Source organism: Haliscomenobacter sp., assembly GCF_965225875.1.
GTDB lineage: Bacteria > Bacteroidota > Bacteroidia > Chitinophagales > Saprospiraceae > Haliscomenobacter.
The window spans coordinates 2,435,555-2,452,419 of record NZ_CBDDBS010000003.1 but is presented as its reverse complement, the minus strand read 5'-3'; the positions used below and the strand labels follow the sequence as shown (position 1 = coordinate 2,452,419).

The 16,865-nt window shown below is 49.3% G+C and carries 12 protein-coding genes; 8 read left to right on the top strand and 4 right to left on the bottom strand.

Annotated elements, in window-relative coordinates; translation table 11 throughout:
- Window positions 1-21 precede the first annotated feature (21 nt).
- Entirely contained in the window at window positions 22-2,016 is a 1,995-nt protein-coding gene (locus tag ACO08K_RS29960; RefSeq protein ID WP_421800187.1) for a hypothetical protein, read from the top strand.
- A gap of 196 nt (window positions 2,017-2,212) precedes the next feature.
- Complete coding sequence (locus ACO08K_RS29955; RefSeq protein ID WP_421800186.1) at window positions 2,213-4,606, top strand: endonuclease MutS2; 2,394 nt, start codon at window positions 2,213-2,215, stop codon at window positions 4,604-4,606.
- A gap of 53 nt (window positions 4,607-4,659) precedes the next feature.
- On the opposite strand, the gene ACO08K_RS29950 is transcribed toward ACO08K_RS29955, so the two are convergent.
- The gene (locus ACO08K_RS29950; RefSeq protein WP_421800185.1) at window positions 4,660-5,079 is read right to left on the bottom strand and encodes a nucleoside-diphosphate kinase; all 420 of its coding nucleotides are present in this window, start codon (window positions 5,077-5,079) and stop codon (window positions 4,660-4,662) included.
- Between the two features lie 319 nt (window positions 5,080-5,398).
- Between ACO08K_RS29950 and ACO08K_RS29945 the strand changes: the two genes are divergently transcribed.
- From ACO08K_RS29945 to ACO08K_RS29920, 6 genes are all read left to right on the top strand, one after another.
- Complete coding sequence (locus ACO08K_RS29945; RefSeq protein WP_421800184.1) at window positions 5,399-6,421, top strand: DHH family phosphoesterase; 1,023 nt, start codon at window positions 5,399-5,401, stop codon at window positions 6,419-6,421.
- 67 nt (window positions 6,422-6,488) lie between these two features.
- Entirely contained in the window at window positions 6,489-7,412 is a 924-nt protein-coding gene (locus ACO08K_RS29940; RefSeq protein WP_421800183.1) for an FKBP-type peptidyl-prolyl cis-trans isomerase, read from the top strand.
- A gap of 128 nt (window positions 7,413-7,540) precedes the next feature.
- A protein-coding gene (gene prfB / locus ACO08K_RS29935) for a peptide chain release factor 2 (RefSeq protein ID WP_421800182.1) occupies window positions 7,541-8,621 on the top strand; the annotation gives its coding sequence in 2 pieces (ribosomal slippage) (window positions 7,541-7,600 and window positions 7,602-8,621; 1,080 coding nt in all).
- A gap of 144 nt (window positions 8,622-8,765) precedes the next feature.
- On the top strand, window positions 8,766-9,236 hold the full coding sequence (locus ACO08K_RS29930) for a hypothetical protein (RefSeq protein WP_421800181.1): 471 nt from the start codon (window positions 8,766-8,768) through the stop codon (window positions 9,234-9,236).
- Window positions 9,237-9,352: 116 nt separating this feature from the next.
- Window positions 9,353-9,817: a sporulation protein gene (locus ACO08K_RS29925; protein ID WP_421800180.1), complete on the top strand. Its 465-nt coding sequence runs from the start codon at window positions 9,353-9,355 to the stop codon at window positions 9,815-9,817.
- 91 nt (window positions 9,818-9,908) lie between these two features.
- The gene (locus ACO08K_RS29920) at window positions 9,909-11,255 is read left to right on the top strand and encodes a cryptochrome/photolyase family protein (protein ID WP_421800179.1); all 1,347 of its coding nucleotides are present in this window, start codon (window positions 9,909-9,911) and stop codon (window positions 11,253-11,255) included.
- A 21-nt stretch (window positions 11,256-11,276) separates the two neighbouring features.
- Here the strand turns inward: ACO08K_RS29920 and ACO08K_RS29915 are convergent, their stop codons facing one another.
- From ACO08K_RS29915 to galA, 3 genes are all read right to left on the bottom strand, one after another.
- Window positions 11,277-12,218: a sugar phosphate isomerase/epimerase family protein gene (locus ACO08K_RS29915; RefSeq protein ID WP_421800178.1), complete on the bottom strand. Its 942-nt coding sequence runs from the start codon at window positions 12,216-12,218 to the stop codon at window positions 11,277-11,279.
- Window positions 12,219-12,316: 98 nt separating this feature from the next.
- Entirely contained in the window at window positions 12,317-13,129 is an 813-nt protein-coding gene (locus ACO08K_RS29910) for a cyclase family protein (protein ID WP_421800177.1), read from the bottom strand.
- 162 nt (window positions 13,130-13,291) lie between these two features.
- Window positions 13,292-16,699 (bottom strand): beta-galactosidase GalA, encoded by a 3,408-nt coding sequence (gene galA, locus ACO08K_RS29905; RefSeq protein ID WP_421800176.1) that lies wholly within the window; start codon window positions 16,697-16,699, stop codon window positions 13,292-13,294.
- Window positions 16,700-16,865: the final 166 nt, after the last annotated feature.

Below are 16,865 nucleotides of genomic sequence, written 5' to 3'. Positions count from 1 at the left end.
AAGCTCAAAACATAAACATCGATGTTTGTTAAAGTACTCTTTCCAGCCAAGCGTGGAACGCTGCGACTTCCATTTGCTATGCCATTGCTCGCTACTACACTGCTGTTTTTGTTCAGTGTACAGGCCTCATTCGCCCAATTTTCCATTACCGCAACCGAGGTAGAAACCTGGACGACGCCAACGCCGGTTTCTTCTGATTACAACCTCAATTCCGCCTATGTTTACCTCCTGAATCCAACCGCCCTCCAGGCCGTTTTTGAAGGAGAAGGTTTAAACAAAGGGGAAAAGAAAGACGTCGGACTGAAAAAGGGTGACTATCCTCAGTACATGTACCTGGCGGTGAACATCAAGGATCCGGTCAATGAAGCAAATACCCTGACGATCCCATTGATGATCCACGATGTGCGCAACCCGGCCATTTCCCAACGTTTGGTGGAATACGGCGGTCGTTTTTTGGAAAATATTCCCGATGACAACCTGAAAAACGACATCGTAGCCAAGGTCAAATTTGAAGCCTTCAAAGGCAATAATTCCAATGAATTTTGGAAAAAAACCGCTGAAATTTCCCTTAACCTGGGTCGAACCGCTACCAGCATCCTGAAAAACCCCATCACCGGGACTTTTTCGGCTCTTTCAGATCAGATCATCCCTCAGGTGGACAAAGGCATCAAGTCGATGGGCAACCTGGAGGATCCACAAAAAATTGTCAGCGAATTTTACATCAAGTTGCTGAATAAAGAACTGAGTGGTTTGTACGAAGAAAAGGTTATTTCGGCCATTTTGTACCGCATTCACTGGGATGTCGAAAAACCCGTGCGTTCCAAGTTCTTCACCAATGCTAAACCCGGCCGGGTCGACGACCTCAAAAAGATGATCAATACTACCACGGCGCCATTTCTGCTGGTGGTGAGCACCAAAGCGGAGTACAACACCGACCACTCCCAAATGGCCTACAACCAGCAATACATCGAGAAGAAAGCCAAAGATTTCCGCAAAATCCAAAACGCGGAAAAACGCGAAGTGGAAAAATCCTTTTTGGAAATCCTGAAGCTGGCTGTTGAGCTCAACAAACAAATGGATGTTTTCCAGAATAGCCTCAATACCAAATACCCTGATTGGTTGGCTTACTCCAAGGTAATCGAGTTGTACTTCCATGTCAATGAACTGCGCAAGGAAGAATTGGGCAAACTGGTCAAACAGGAACCCATCATTCGGGAGAAATACACCCGCTTGTACGGCAATGTGCAAAATGATGTCGACCTCTGGTTTGGTACTGAGTTGATGCAAAAAGCTCGTTCAGTGGCAGCCTACCTGCTCAATAACCCTGGCCCTTACAATTATTCCAATCGCTCGCCACGCCATATTTATGAGGACATCGAAATGTTGGATTATTACCGCGATCGGGTGAAACAAATCGAAACCCAGGGCAAGTTGCCTAAAGAAATCCAGGCTTTGGAAACCTATGACCTGACTTTGCGCAAACTCAAAGAGATGGAAACGGCTTTATTTGAAGCTGATTTTTCACCTGATCCACGGCTCGATATGGAATCCAAAAAGAGCTGGTTGCTCACCCGCGCCAGCCAGGTGTATCCAACTTGTCAGATTTGTGGCCAGAGGGTAGGGGAGAAGATCACCGCCATCGAAAACGCCACCTACGAGCAAAACATCCGCCAGTACAAAGACATTTCAGCGGGCTACTACAGCAAATTGGAGTGCTTTGAAAACATCATGAATGGCCTCAATACCTACATTAAGGCCAATAAAGATTCTACTGCTATTTCGCCCATGATGTTCGCTTCCGTAAAACAGGATCGGGAAGACTTTATCCGCACGGTGAATACCTACAACGAGATTGCAGGCAAAGACCACACCACCCTTAGTTCAAAAGATTTGTCAGCCCTGATCCAGCGCTACCAAATCAACCGCGAAAAAATGCTCATCATCATTCAGCGTTTGAAAGGTTTGTCCCTGGCCAATGGAGGGACCAGTTGTTTGATGGATGAGGTTAAACCTTAAGATCTGAGTGATAAGTGATGAGTGATAAATGATGAATTGCTACCGCAGCAACTTAAACAGTGTTGTCGAGGTAGTAATTCATCATTTATCATTCATCACTTATCATTCATCTTTTTTTCCCTCATTTCCTATCTTTGCGGAACTCAAAGCGCCAAAATTTGTTTCTTTGGCACACACCCATTGAACTACAGGATTTATGAGATTGGAACCGAAAGATCTTTTTGAAAAGCTCGAGTTTGACAAAGTGATAGAGCTGTTGGTTAGGGAATGCCTGGGCGAACAAGGCATTGAGCGCATCAAAGAGTTGCGGCCCCAAACCAATCGCGAGCAGATTGAGGAGCGGCTCAAGGAGGTCATGGAAATGAAAAGATCGATCGAACACAACGATCGTATTCCCCTGGTAGCTTACCAAAACATCGATAGCGATTTACAATTGTTGGCCATCCTTGATTCGGTATTGCCCGAAGACGGCCTGCGGCGCATCAATACCATTTTGGTGACGGTTGGTGCTATCTACAAGTTTTTCAGCCCTTCCCGCCGTGATACCTACAAAACCCTTTACGAAGTCATCCGCCCGGTCAATTTTGACCCAGCCTTGGTCAAGGAGATTGAACGGGTAATTGACGCCGAAGGCAACATTCGCCCGGATGCTTCGCCCGAATTGGCCCGCATTTACAAGGCCATCCAATCCAAAATGAAGGAACTGGACCGGGTTTTCCGCGATGTCATCAACGATTATCGGTCCAAAGGCTGGTTGAGCGATTCGGTGGAAAGTTTCCGTAATGGCCGGCGGGTACTCAGTGTCCCCGCTGAACACAAGCGCAAAATCCGGGGCATCATCCACGATGAATCCGCTACGGGAAGAACTGCCTTTATCGAACCCGAACCGGTTATCGATATCAACAACGACATCTTTGACCTGGAGCAACAGGAGCGCCGCGAAATCTACCGCATCCTCAAGGAATTGAGTACCGTGCTACGCCCCTATGTGCCTCAACTACACCAGTATCAGGAGATCATGGTGTATTTTGACGTGGTGCAGGCCAAGGCGCGCCTGGCGGTGCGGATGAAGGCGGAGTTGCCACAAATGCTCGATCAGCCAAGTTTCGAAATTTACGAAGGATACCACCCACTGCTCTTGCTGAAAAACAGCCAGTCGGGTAAAAAAACCATCCCATTTGACTTGCGCCTGGATGGCAGCAACCGCATTTTGGTACTCAGCGGACCCAACGCCGGAGGGAAATCCATCACCATGAAATCCACGGGATTGTTGCAATTGATGGCGCAATCCGGCCTCTTGATTCCCGTCCACAAACGCACCCAACTGGGGATATTCCACAATTTTTTTGCGGACATTGGCGACCAGCAATCCATTGAGGACGATTTGAGTACGTATAGCTCAAGATTGGCCAACATGCGCATGTTTCTGGAGCACGCCGACGAGCGGACTTTGGTGGTCATCGACGAATTTGGCTCAGGTACCGACCCCCAAATTGGTGGGGCCATTGCCGAGGCCATCCTCTGGGAACTGAACTACCGCAAGGTGTTTGGGGTCATCACCACGCACTATTCCAACCTCAAGATTTTTGCCTTCAAAAGCAAGGGCATCCTCAATGGCTCGATGGTTTTTGACAAAGAAAACCTGGCCCCAACTTATGAACTTAAAGTTGGCCGCCCGGGTAGCTCCTATGCTTTTGAAATTGCAGAAAAAAGTGGCTTGGGTGGAAAAGTGCTGGATTATGCCAAAAACCGGGTGGGCAAAAACGAAAAAGCCGTTGACCAACTGCTGATCGATTTGCAACGGGAAAAGCAGGAAGTAGAAGAAGAACTCAAAGGCCTCAAAGATCGCCAGGAAAAACTGGACAAACTCATGAAGTCCTACGAGAGCATGCAACGCGACCTGGATTTCCGCCGCAAACGTATGAAGCTGGAGGCCAAAGAGCAAGACCTGCAAAAAACTTCCCAGGACAACAAAGACCTGGAAAAACTCGTACGTGAACTGCGCGAAGCCCGCAACCTGGAACAAGCCATGGAGGCTGCCGCCAAAGCCCGGGAATCCAAAAAACAACTGGCCGAGCAGGTTACCCAACTCCGGGAAGAAGTGTATTATTCCCCGGAAAGCCGCCCCAAAAACGAGCGCGCTGTCAAAAAAGGTGACTTCGTTAAATTGGTGGCCGGTGGCGCAACCGGGAAAGTGGAATCCATCAAAGGGGACAAAGTCATTGTGGAAGTTGGACTCATGCGTATGACGCTCAATATTCGCGACGTCATCTTTTCCAATCCTACCATCGACTTGCGCCAAAGCAAAAGTGTGCAGTCGGATGTAATCCAAAGAAGTGCTGCATTCTACCCACGCATCGATATCCGGGGAGTGCGTTACGAGGAAGCCCTGAAAATGGTGGAAGATTTTATGGATCAGGCTCTCATTACCAGTTCAAACCACTTGCAAATTGTACACGGCAAGGGCAATGGCACTTTGCGCAACGCAGTGCGTTCCAAGCTCAGAGAATACCAGAATGTGGAGATGGAAATTCGTCACCCGGAGCCAGAAAGTGGAGGAGATGGGGTGACGCTGATCGAATTTAAATAGATTGCCTGGGAATGGTAGAGACGCACGGCCGTGCGTCTCTACTGTCCGTTGTTTTAGAATTGCTCCGTTCCTGCAAAGTGGAAAGCACCCTCAATGGCTGCATTCTCATCTGAATCAGAACCGTGAACCGCGTTTTCGCCAATACTTTTGGCAAATCTGGCGCGGATGGTACCTGGCTCAGCTTTGGAAGGGTCAGTTGCACCAATCAAGGTACGGAAATCTGCTACTGCGTTCTCTTTTTCCAGAATCGCCGCAACGATAACGCCTGAAGACATAAAGTCTACCAGCTCACCGTAAAAAGGGCGCTCCTTGTGCACAGCGTAAAACTCGCCTGCTTTTTCCTGAGAAAGTTTAGTCAATTTCATGGCAACGATGCGGAATCCTGCTTCGTTGATTTGCGCCAAAATGGCACCGATGTGGCCCGCAGCTACTGCGTCGGGCTTGATCATCGTAAAAGTTCTATTTCCAGCCATATGCTCGGTTTTGCAAAATTTGGCGCAAAAGTAAGGAAAAAGCCGAAAGAGAAGGGCGGCGGCACAATTTTTTTTTGTTAAATCCATAATTTTTGGCACCTTCGCACTCTGAATTTTGAACGAACAGAAATGGGCAGACTAAGCCCGTGTACAGCCTTCTTCAAAGTCTCAGGGGCAATAAAAAAATAAGTGACCATTTTGCCAGAGGATTAGATAAGTAAACGTTTCATTTCAAGTTTCTTATCTAATCCTCTGGCTCAGGAAAAATGATCACTTATTTTTGCCCCACTACTTTGTTTCTCCTTGATTTGATGATAGCATGGAAAACTTCCAATCGTTAAAAGAATATCTTGCAGAACCTCGTAAAGCAGTGATTCTAACCCACCGAAACCCCGATGGGGATGCAATCGGTTCTTCATTGGCTTTGTACCATCTGCTCAAGAACATGGGGCATCAGCCTGTGGTGGTTTGTCCTTCCGAATACCCCAGTTTTTTGGAATGGATGGATGGTGTCCACGAAATGGTGATCTACGATGCCGATATGGATCGGGCCAAAGAGGAAGTTGAATCTGGGGACATCTTTTTCTGCCTGGATTTCAATTCGCTGGATCGAATTGACAAAGTAGGCGAAATGATTGTTCCCTTGGCTAAGCCCAAGGTGATGATTGATCACCATCTGGAACCTGCAGCTTTCCCCGATTATTTGTTGTCGGACATTACCGCAAGTTCAACCTGTGAGCTCATTTATGATTTCATTGGGCTAATGGATTGGCACGCGCATCTCGACGTCAAAATTGGAGAATGTATTTTTACAGGCATTGTCACAGATACGGGCTCCTTCAAATACAGCACTTCGCCAAAATTGTACCGCACGGTGGCAGAATTGGTTGAACTGGGGGTTAATGATTATTTGTTACAAGACCTGATCACCAATAGCCAGGAAGAAAAACACCTGCGACTCCTGGGGCACTGCTTGTACAACCGCATGGAAATTCTGGAAGAATACCGCACCGGCATCATTACCCTGACCAAGGAAGATTACGCCCGTTTCGACATCCAACGGGGTGACACCGAGGGTATTGTAAACTATGTATTGCGCATCCGTGGCATCATTATGGCTGCTTTTATCACCGAGCAACCCACAATTGTCAAAATTTCTTTGCGTTCTAAAGGAGATTTTTCGGTACAGGAAATCGCCCAAAAACACTTCAAAGGAGGTGGGCATAAAAATGCTTCGGGTGGTGCTTCCTTTATCGGTTTAAAAGCAACGATTAAAAAGTTTCGCGAGTTATTGCCGGAATACCGCGAATCCCTGAATCGTGTGAATGAATTTACTGTGTAACCAAATTTGGGTTTTCCGTTTTGGGTTCCGACCTAAAGCCAGGAGCCTCTCAACATCAATAACAAACATGAGAATTTTGTCATGCTTATTCCTGGCGCTGGTTTTGCTGTCAGGATGCAAAAAGGAGCAGAAGTTGCCGAGTGGGTACAAGTACGTACAACACACCAAATCATCTGGCAGTGCACTCAAGGCTGGTGATTTTGCTTATTATCGGTTTCAATTGCGGAATGGAGACAGCGTAGTGGCTTCCAATTTCCAGTTGATCCAAATACCTGATTCAGCTCAGATGAAGCAGATGCCCCAAAACCCAATTTTTGAGGCACTCTTGCGCATGAAGGAAAAAGATAGCATCACGATCTTCGTTCCTCTGGACACCCTGAAAGAAGAGCAAAAGCCCGAAGGGTTTAAAGGTGCTAAACTGATGTATTACGATATGGTGATCAAAGATGTACTCACCAGTGCCGAAATGCAGAAGGTGTTTACCGATTTCCAGAAAGATGCTGAATCCAAAGGCAAAAAGCGTACACCAGAACAGATGAAGTCTGAACTGGCTCGCGCTAAAGCTTTTACGGAGAACATCGCCAAAGAATACAAGGCAGGCACTTTGAAAGGCATCAAAACCACCAAGTCAGGCTTGAAGTACCTCATCCATGAGCCAGGCAGCGGTGCTACTTTCAAAAACGACGACATCATTTACCTGGATTACTACGGTGCATTGACCGATGGTACCATGTTTGACAACTCCTTTGAGCGCGATGCCGACTTTTCATTCCCGATGGGCCGTCAGCCCCTGATCCCTGGTTGGGTGGAAGGTTTGGCACTGGTGAAAAAAGGCATGAAAGTATCTTTCTTCATTCCTAGCAATTTGGGCTATGGCGAACAAGGTTCTCCCCCCAAAATTCCTGGCAATGCAGAATTGATTTTCTACATCGAAGGGAACAATTCCTTCACTCCATCACCTTATGTTCTTGCTGGACAACCAGGAATGTAATAATGTAGAGACGCACGGCCGTGCGTCTTTCATGGTAGTAGTTGTTTCAAATTGTAGAGACGCACAGCCGTGAGACGCACAGCCGTGCGTCTCTACAAAATTCATTTCACAATTTAAAAAGGAGCATCATGACGATAGAACAACTCCGCGATTTGCGCGAGCGTCTGATGAGTTTGGGGAGGTATCTTTGACGTCGATAACCGATTGATTCAAATAGAAGAAAAAGAGCAGTTATCACTCGATCCTACCTTTTGGAACGACCCTAAACGGGCCGAAACCATCCTGAAAGAACTCAAAACGCACAAAAACTGGGTAGAACAATACCGCAATGCTGAAGCGCAGGTAGATGATGCCGAAGTACTCCTGGAATTCCAAAAAGAAGGGGAAGCCACGGAAGAAGAAGTAGATCAAAAGTACGCCGAAGCGCTAGCCGTATTGGAGGACATGGAATTCCACAATACCCTCAACCAACCCGAAGACGAACTCAACGTCATACTCGAAATCAACGCCGGAGCAGGCGGTACCGAAGCTTGTGATTGGGCCGAAATGTTGTACCGCATGTACATGATGTGGGCACAACGCAAAGGCTTTAAGTTCATCGAACTGAATCGCCAGGATGGCGATGTTGCGGGCCTGAAATCTGCAACCATCGAAGTTCAAGGTGATTACGTATTCGGATTGCTCAAAGGAGAAAACGGGGTACACCGCCTGGTACGGGTCAGCCCTTACAACTCCCAAGGCAAACGGATGACCTCCTTCTCGTCGGTATTTGTGCACCCTATGATCGACGATACCATCGAAATCGACATCAATCCAGCCGACCTGGAATGGGATACTTTCCGCGCAAGTGGAGCAGGTGGGCAGCACGTCAACAAAACCGAATCTGCTGTACGGGTGCGCCATATCCCTTCGGGCATCGTGGCCGAATGCCAACAGGAACGCTCCCAGCACATGAACCGCGACAAAGCCATCCAGCTGCTCAAATCCAGATTGTACGAACGAGAACTTGAAAAGCAAAGAGCTGAAAAACAGGCAATCGAATCGGGCAAAATGAAAAACGAGTGGGGCTCACAAATCCGCAGCTACGTGTTGGACGACCGTCGGGTGAAAGACCACCGCACGGGCTACCAAACCAGCCAAACGGATGCCGTACTCGATGGCGACCTCGATGAATTTTTGAAAGCGTATTTAATGCACCACGAAAATTAGAGGTTGAGAAAGTTTAGGGAGGTTGAGTAAGGTTGAGGCTGCCGCAAGCGATTTTGACAAAGTCCTTGTCCAAGTCGCTTGCGGCAGCCTCAACCTTCCTCAACCTCCCTCAACCTCCTCAACCTTTTTCAACTCTTCAACCATATGTCTCTCTCTCCTTCTTCCCGCGTATGGATTTACGCCAGTGATAAACCCTTTGCTGAAGCGGATGTGCCCGCTATCCGCACCAAGTTGCAGTACTTTGCCCAACAATGGGTGAGCCACAACCGTCAACTGATGGCAGACGCCGATGTGTTGCACAACCGCTTCGTGGTCCTCATGGTCGACGAATCACAAGCAGATGCCAGCGGTTGTTCGATCGATAAATCAGTGGCATTCCTCAAAGGCCTTCAAGCCGAATATGGAGTGGATTTGTTCAACCGGATGATTTTTTCCTATCAGGACGCCGATGGAACTGTTCATTCTGTTGATCGCGAGGCTTTTGCCCGTTTGTATGCCACCGAGCAAATCAATGAAAACACCCTGGTTTTTGATCCTTTGGTGGCGACTAAAGCGGATTTAGATCAAGGTTTTGTGAAAAAACTGGGCCAGAGCTGGCACAAAAGAATGATCTGATTTTGCAAATTGGGGCCTTGAAATGCAGATTTTTATCCCCTCAATCTTCATTTTTATCCAATATCCCGGATTGGCTTCTGAAAAAGTTGCAAATTGTAGGGTAAAATTAACAGACAATGATCGGAACGGTTAAAAAGTGGCTGGGGATTGAAGGAGTGAAATTGGAGCTTATTTTGGATGAAGATGCTGCTATCCAGCCCGGAATGGTGAGTGGACTGATTCGTTTCACCAGTATGCATTCGCAAGTGGTGACCAAGGTCAAAGTGGTGTTGATCGAAAAATATTCCAGAGGTCGAGGCAAAGAAAAACGAGTGGATGAATACGAACTGGGTAATCTCGAATTGCAGGAAGACATCCAAGTCATCGCTGGGGAAGAAGTGGACGTTGAATTTACCCTGAAGTACAAACTGGTCCGCTCCGAAATGGATGAACTGGAAAAATCCAACTTTCTATTGTCTCCATTGGTCAAAGCTGCCAAAAGGTTGAGCGCAGTAAAATCAGAATACCGCATCGAGGCCGAGGCCAAAGTGAAAGGCACCGCCTTAAATCCTTTCGACCGCAAAGAGGTCAAAATCGCGTAGGCGCAGCCCTAGGTGGCTGCCCTTTGCAAATGAACCATTCCCGGATTGGCCTGTTTCTTGTGTTTCTTCTAGTTAAACAGGCGATATTTTTATGCAAGCACTTACCCTATTTTGGTTTCGACGCGACTTGCGGCTGCAGGACAACGCGGGATTGTACCATGCCTTAAAAAGTAAATTCCCGGTTCTTCCTCTTTTTATTTTTGACACCGAGATTCTGGATGAACTGGATGATCCGCAGGATGCACGGGTGAGTTTTTTGCATCAATGTCTTCAGGATTTACAGACCCAACTTCAGGAACTCGGGAGCAGCATGCTGGTACGTTATGGCAAACCCAGTGAGGTATGGGCACAAATCCTGGAGGAATTCGCCATTGCCGAGGTGTACACCAACCACGATTATGAACCCCGGGCCATCCAGCGAGACGAACAAGTCAGGGCCATGCTCGTGGAGCGTAATATCCCTTTCCACGGCTTTAAAGACCAGGTGATTTTTGAAAAACTGGAGGTGACCAAAGCCGATGGAGGCCCTTATACCGTGTTCACGCCTTACAGCCGAACCTGGAAAAACAAGTTGCTTTCCCGCATGGAAAAGCCAGATGGGGCAGGGGAGGAAGCGGTTTCTTTTTACCTCAAGCGCTATCCTTGCGAAAAGTACTACGCCAATTTCCATCAAATCGACCCACTACCTCTCCCTGCGCTTAGCGCAATGGGGTTTCATCCTTCTACCATTGAAATTCCTGCCAGCAGCGTCAGTCGTGGCCTGATCAAAACCTACGACAAAACCCGGGATTTTCCCTACCTCCTCGGCACCTCGCGCTTGGGCATCCATTTCCGTTTTGGTACCATCAGCATCCGGGAAAAGGCACGTCGAGCCCTAGAACTCAATGAGACCTTCCTCAATGAGCTGATCTGGCGCGATTTTTACGCCCAAATCCTCGCCAATTTCCCTCATGTGGCCAAAGGTTCTTTCCGTCCCGAATACGACCGCATCGAGTGGCGCAACGACGAGAAAGAATTTGAAAAATGGTGTCAAGGCAAAACGGGTTACCCCATTGTCGACGCTGGCATGCGCGAGTTGAATCGTACCGGTTTTATGCACAACCGGGTACGGATGATCACGGCTAGTTTTTTGACCAAACATTTGTTGATCGACTGGCGCTGGGGTGAGGCCTATTTTGCCAAAAAACTCCTCGATTTTGACCTGGCCAGCAACAATGGGGGCTGGCAATGGGCGGCAGGTTGTGGTACCGACGCAGCGCCCTATTTTCGGGTATTTAGCCCGGCCGCCCAACAGGAGAAATTTGACCCGGAGTACAAGTACGTCCGCAAGTGGGTACCCGAATACGGCACAGCGGCTTACCCGAAGCCTATGGTTGACCACAAGTTTGCCCGGGAGCGCTGCCTTGAGGTGTACAAAATTGCGTTAAAGTCGTTTTAAACGCGAAGCTTTTGACCCGCTTTACCAATATCGCTCAATCAGTGCCTTGGTTTTGCGGATGCCGTATTCTTCAGGTTGGTTTTTGCCCTCAAATTCAATTCCGATGTAGCCCTCAAAACCCGATTGTTTGACAATATCCAGCAATCGTTTGTAATCCATTTTGGGTTGTTCGCCCTTGCTGTCAAAATCGTAGGTTTTGGCGCTCACCCCTTTGGCAAAGGGCAGCATTTCCCGAACGCCCTGGTAGCGATCGTACATGTCCTCACAGGGGTCTTGGGTTTGGCCCCAGGGGTGGGAAATACAGAAATTGCCAAAATCGGGTAGGGTACCAACGTTGGACATGCCCACCTCCTGCATAACCGAGGCAATCCAGGCACCATTGGAGGAATCGCTGCCGTGGTTTTCGACCACCACATTGATGTTCATAGGTTTGGCGAATTCTCCCAGGCGACTTAGTGAATCGATAGAGGCAACTTTTTTATCCGCAGAGCTGCCCTCGCCGTGCAGGTTGACCCGGATGGTTTTACAGCCCAGCAATCGGGCAGCTTCGACCCATTTTTTGTGGTTCTCCACCGCGGGTAGGCGTTGGGCGTCGTCGGGCAGGGCCAGAGAGCCTTCATCGTCCACCATGATGAGGTGATTGTCCACCCCTTCGTCGCGGCTCCGCTTGAGCAATTCATTCAGGTATTTGGCGTTTTTGCCTGCTTCTTTAAAGGGCATGGTTTTGCCGCCAAAAAAGGTGTTGACGTACTCGACTGCGGAAACGCCAAACTTGCCTTTTGCGGTGGCAGGGAAATCCAGATGGTCGAGTTTTCCGGCTTGCAGAGTGCGATGTAAGGACCATTGAGCCAGGGAGAGTTTAAGGCCGGTTGGTGTGACATTAGGCTGGCAGCCGGAAGCCCCCAGCAGCACTGCGCCAGAGCCAAGCAAAGATTGTTGAAGGAAGGATCTGCGTGTAAGCATGAGGTGGTGTTTTTTAGATTTAAAGCAATTTGATCATCAGGCCTGATCATCAAATCGTCTCAAGCATTATTGAATTTTACTCGGATATAACTTCTCCTTCACTTCCCCTCGGGCACCAGTGCCACCATCCGCAATGGTCCGCCACTCCCGCCTTTGATCTTCATGGGCAATGCTGCTACCCAAATCCCTGTTGTGGGCAATTGCTCCAGGTTGGCCAGGTTTTCAAAAGCAGGAATGTCTTGTTTGAACAAAATTTGGTGGCTTTCAAAATGGGTGGATTGCCCATAGTCAATACTGGGTGTATCCAACCCAATGGCGTGGATCTTGCGTTTGGTGCTCAGCCACTTGGCCGCATCGGGGTGTAAGCCAGGGAAATGTAACTTGGAAATGGCGCCCGGCCCTCTCTCCGCCGTGCCCATGTATTTGAGTTTGTCTGGCCAGTATTGCCCAAATCCGGTGCGCAAGAGCACAATCACTCCATCTGGTAACTGCCCGTGTTCTTTTTCCCAGGCCAAAAAATCGGCTACATCCACCCGGTAGTCGGGCTGCCCTTTGGCTTTGGCCGATACATCGATCACTACGGCATTACCCATCAATCGATCCAGCGGAATCTGATCCATGGTTTGATGACCTTTGGCAAAATGGATGGGCGCATCCAGGTGGGTGCCGCCGTGCTCTGCCGCGCAATAATTGAAGGCGGTGTAATAAAAACCACTATCGGTCACTCCGGCAAATACCGTGTCGAGCCGAAAATCATCGGCAGTAGGCCAATAAATGGTGTTTTTATCAAAATCGTGAGTGAGGTCAATCCAGGTGCCTTTGGGGAAAAGGGGAGCTTGTTGCTTGGGGGTACAGCCAAGGAAGGTGAAAAGACTGATGAGTAAAATGGGTAGAATGGTGTACGGTCTCATGTTAGGTGTGTTTGAGTTGCTCAAAGGTGTGCTGCGGACATGGAGTCTGCTTTCACAAAATACTTCGAATGTTTCAGCTGATTACCAAAGTGGCATTTTTTCTCCACAAAAAAAGCCCCATTCTCTCCGAACAGGGCTTCCAATGTTTTGTGTTTATTTAGTCTATTTTTCCGGCTTCAAATAAGCCTTCGCGATTTCATCATACACTGGCAGCAACTCATTCGACTTGCCCTCCCGGTCAAACACCTGCTCCCAGGTGCTCAACGGCTCCCAGATACAAGTGCCCTTGCCTTTGCCATTCGGCAATTCAAAAGCAATTTTATTTACTTCCCGTTTCAATTGGGAGTATTCCACCACGATCACATCGCGTTGGTAGCGTCGCACCAGGTCATTCAGATTATGCTCCAAATCCTCCAGGGTGCCGTGCCATTTGGGGTAATACGATTCACCAATCACGTCAAAATGCACTCCCCGCGCCAACATGTTGTCGATGAAAAAAACCGACTCGTGGTTTTGACCACCCAAGGCTACGTGTAGCATCATCACAATGTTCGGGTCAACGGCCTTCACGGCAGCAGTGCCCGCATTGAGCAATTGCGCCAGTTGATCCAGGTTGCTGACCTTGCCCTCTGGCCAGATGATGCCGTGGTTGATTTCGTTGCCAATCTGTACCATGTCGGGTGTAGTACCCTGGTCTTTCAGTTCCTGGATGACCTGCCGGGTGTAATCGTACATGGCCTTTTTGAGCTCGGTAAAGCCAAGGCCACGCCAGGCCGCTGGTTTGTATTGTTTGCCGGGATCAGCCCAGTAATCGCTGTAATGGAAGTCGAGCAGGAGTTTCATCCCGGCTGCTTTGACCCGTTTGGCCATGGCCTTGGTGTGCGCCAGGTCGCAAAATCCCTTTTGGGGCGAGTAGCCAGAGTCGCGGGCGGGGTTGTTGAAAATCCGCAGCCGCACGTAGTTGAAGCCGTGTTGTTTTAAACTTTCGATGGCATCTACGGGCGTTCCTTTTTCCGAAAATTTGATGCCACGGGCTTCCAATTCGGGCAAAAAGGAAATATCTGCCCCCAACATTTGCCCCACTGGCCGTGGCTTGGCTGCTTCCCCTTTCAATTCATAGGTTTTGTCAATGGTCACGCTGGCTACTTCACGGGGTGTAACGGTGATGATGTCGGTTGAACCCTTCCACAAACCCGCAGCCGTGGCTTCAATTTTGATGATGTCCGGTTTGAGGCTACCCTGCACGATGAATTGGGCTTTGCCATTGAAGAGGCGGCGTTGCCAGGTGCCGTTTACACATTGGTCGGGTTCGTGGCTGCTGGGGTCTCCATTGCCCACGCCAATTATTTTGCCCTCGCCATCGATGGAAAAGCGAATGAGATTGTCGGCATCGGGCACTTCACGGCCTTCGCGGTCAACTACCGTAACGTTGATGACACTTACGTCCTGGCCATCGGCGAGCATGGTGGTTTTGTAGGGGGTAAGCACCACTTCGGTAGGGGCTCCCGTGGTTTCGACCTTCGCAGTCAGTTTTTTGCCTTTTTTGTAAGCAATGGCTTCGAGTTTGCCGGGTTCGTAATTGACCGTCCATTGCAGGTGGCCATTGCGTTTCATCTCTTGTTTGCCGAGGCTTTTGCCATTCAAAAACAGCTCCACGTCATCCGCATTGGAGTTGACCCACACATCAATGGGTTGCCCCCGTTTGTCGCGCCAGTTCCAGTGCGGGGAAATGTGCAATACGTCCTGATTGGTCCACCAGCTTTGGTAGTAGTAATACAGGTTTTTGGGAAAACCACACATATCCATCACGCCAAAGTGGGAGCTGATGTTGGGCCATTGGTAAGGTGTTGGTTCGCCCCGGTAATCGAAGCCCGTCCAGATGAAGCCACCTAGCCAATAGTCTTCAGTTGCCGCCAGTTGCCACCATTCTTCGGCGCGACTGGCCCACCAGGGCGCATGGATGTCCTGGTCGGGCAGGTAGGCGCGGATGCTGTCTTTGCTGTATTCTCCACGGGTGCTTACCGTGCTGCCCATCTCGGTGCCGATGATGGGTTGGTTGGGGTGTTCGGCATGGTAATCGGCCACGGCAAACTGGCGGTAGTTGAAGCTGCGCACCGGGATCACCTCATTGACGCCCTGATGGACATTGGCCAGGTCGGCGGCGTAGGTGCAGGTGCGGGTGGGGTCCAATTGTTTGAGTTTGGCAATGTAGGTTTGGGCGATGCGTTTGCCGTGGCTGGTGGTGTGAATCCAGCCCTCTTCATTGCCAATCGACCACATGAAAACGGAAGCGTGGTTGCGATCCCGTTTTACCAGTCGTTCGAACTGGTTCATGTATTCCGGCCCACTGTTGAGTAGTCGCTGCTCGTCCATCACCAACATCCCCAGGCTGTCACAGGCGTCAAGCAATTCGGGCGTAGGGGCATTGTGGCTAGTGCGATAGGCATTGGTACCCATGTTTTTGAGCAGTGCAATGCGGTAGTATTGGAGGTAATCGGGTAGGGCGCTGCCTACTCCAGCGTGGTCCTGGTGGCAGTTTACTCCGTACAATTTGACGGCCTCGCCGTTAAGAAATACTCCATCGGTTTTTATTTCAATCTTGCGGATGCCGTAGCGGATGCTTTGTTTGTCGAGTAGTTTGCCATTCGCGCGCACTTCCACCACCAAGCGGTGCAGGTAGGGATCTTTCAAAGACCACAAGTGGGGATTGTTGAGCGGGATACTGTGTTTGAGGGTTTGTTCGCTGTTCGCACTCAGAGTGATCGTTTGTTCCTTGGGTACGCCAACCAGCTTACCCGCCCGATCCTGAAGGTATGTTTTGAGGGTGCAAATGCTGTTTTGCGTGTTTTCATTGGCCAGGGTACTTTCTACCTGTAGGGTGGCGGTATTGCCCTGAAAATTGGTGTAGGCAAAAATGCCATCGGTAGCGATGTGGGTGTTTTGGTACTTGTTGAGCCAGACGTGTCGATAGATGCCGGCCCCCTCATAAAACCAGCCTTCATACTGGGTGGCGTCTACCCGGACGACGATGACGTTGTCGCCGTTGTAATTGATGAAGTCGGTGATGTCGTAGGCCATGCCGATGTAGCCACTGGCGTTGGTGCCAAGGTAAAAGCCGTTGATCCAAACCTGGGCATTGCGGAATACTCCATCAAACTGGATTTGAAAACGTTGACTGGAATCGGCGGGGGATATCCGAAAGTGTTTGCGGTACCATCCGATGCTGGTCTCGGGGAAGAGGCCACCTACGGGTTTGTAACCGTGGGCCATCACATCAAAATTGTCTTTGTTGACGAATGGCAATTCTACTGCCCAATCGTGGGGCAGATTCAGGCTGCGCCAGGTGCTGTCTTTAAAGCGGGGGTCGATGGCGGTTTGGGCAGCGCCGCCAGATTTGGAAAAAATGGTGGCAATGCCGTAGTTGAAGTCTTTTTCGGGGTTGGCGGCGTGACCGAAATGGAATTTCCAGTTGGCATCGAAGTTGATGCGCTCACGGGGGGAGCTTTGGGCGCTGGACTGGAAGGCAGCAGCACAAAGCAGGCAGAGCCAGAGGTATTTGAATGCTTGCATGAGTTGTTTTCCTTTTGAATCAAGTTGTGCCCTTCGGTGTACCTTAAGTGCCTTAAGTTTCTTAGGTGGTGAAATAATATCCTGCTTCGCAGGTTTTTTCTTTTTTCACCACCTAAGAAACTTAAGGCACTTAAGGCAGACCGAAGGGAATGGGTAGTAAGACTTT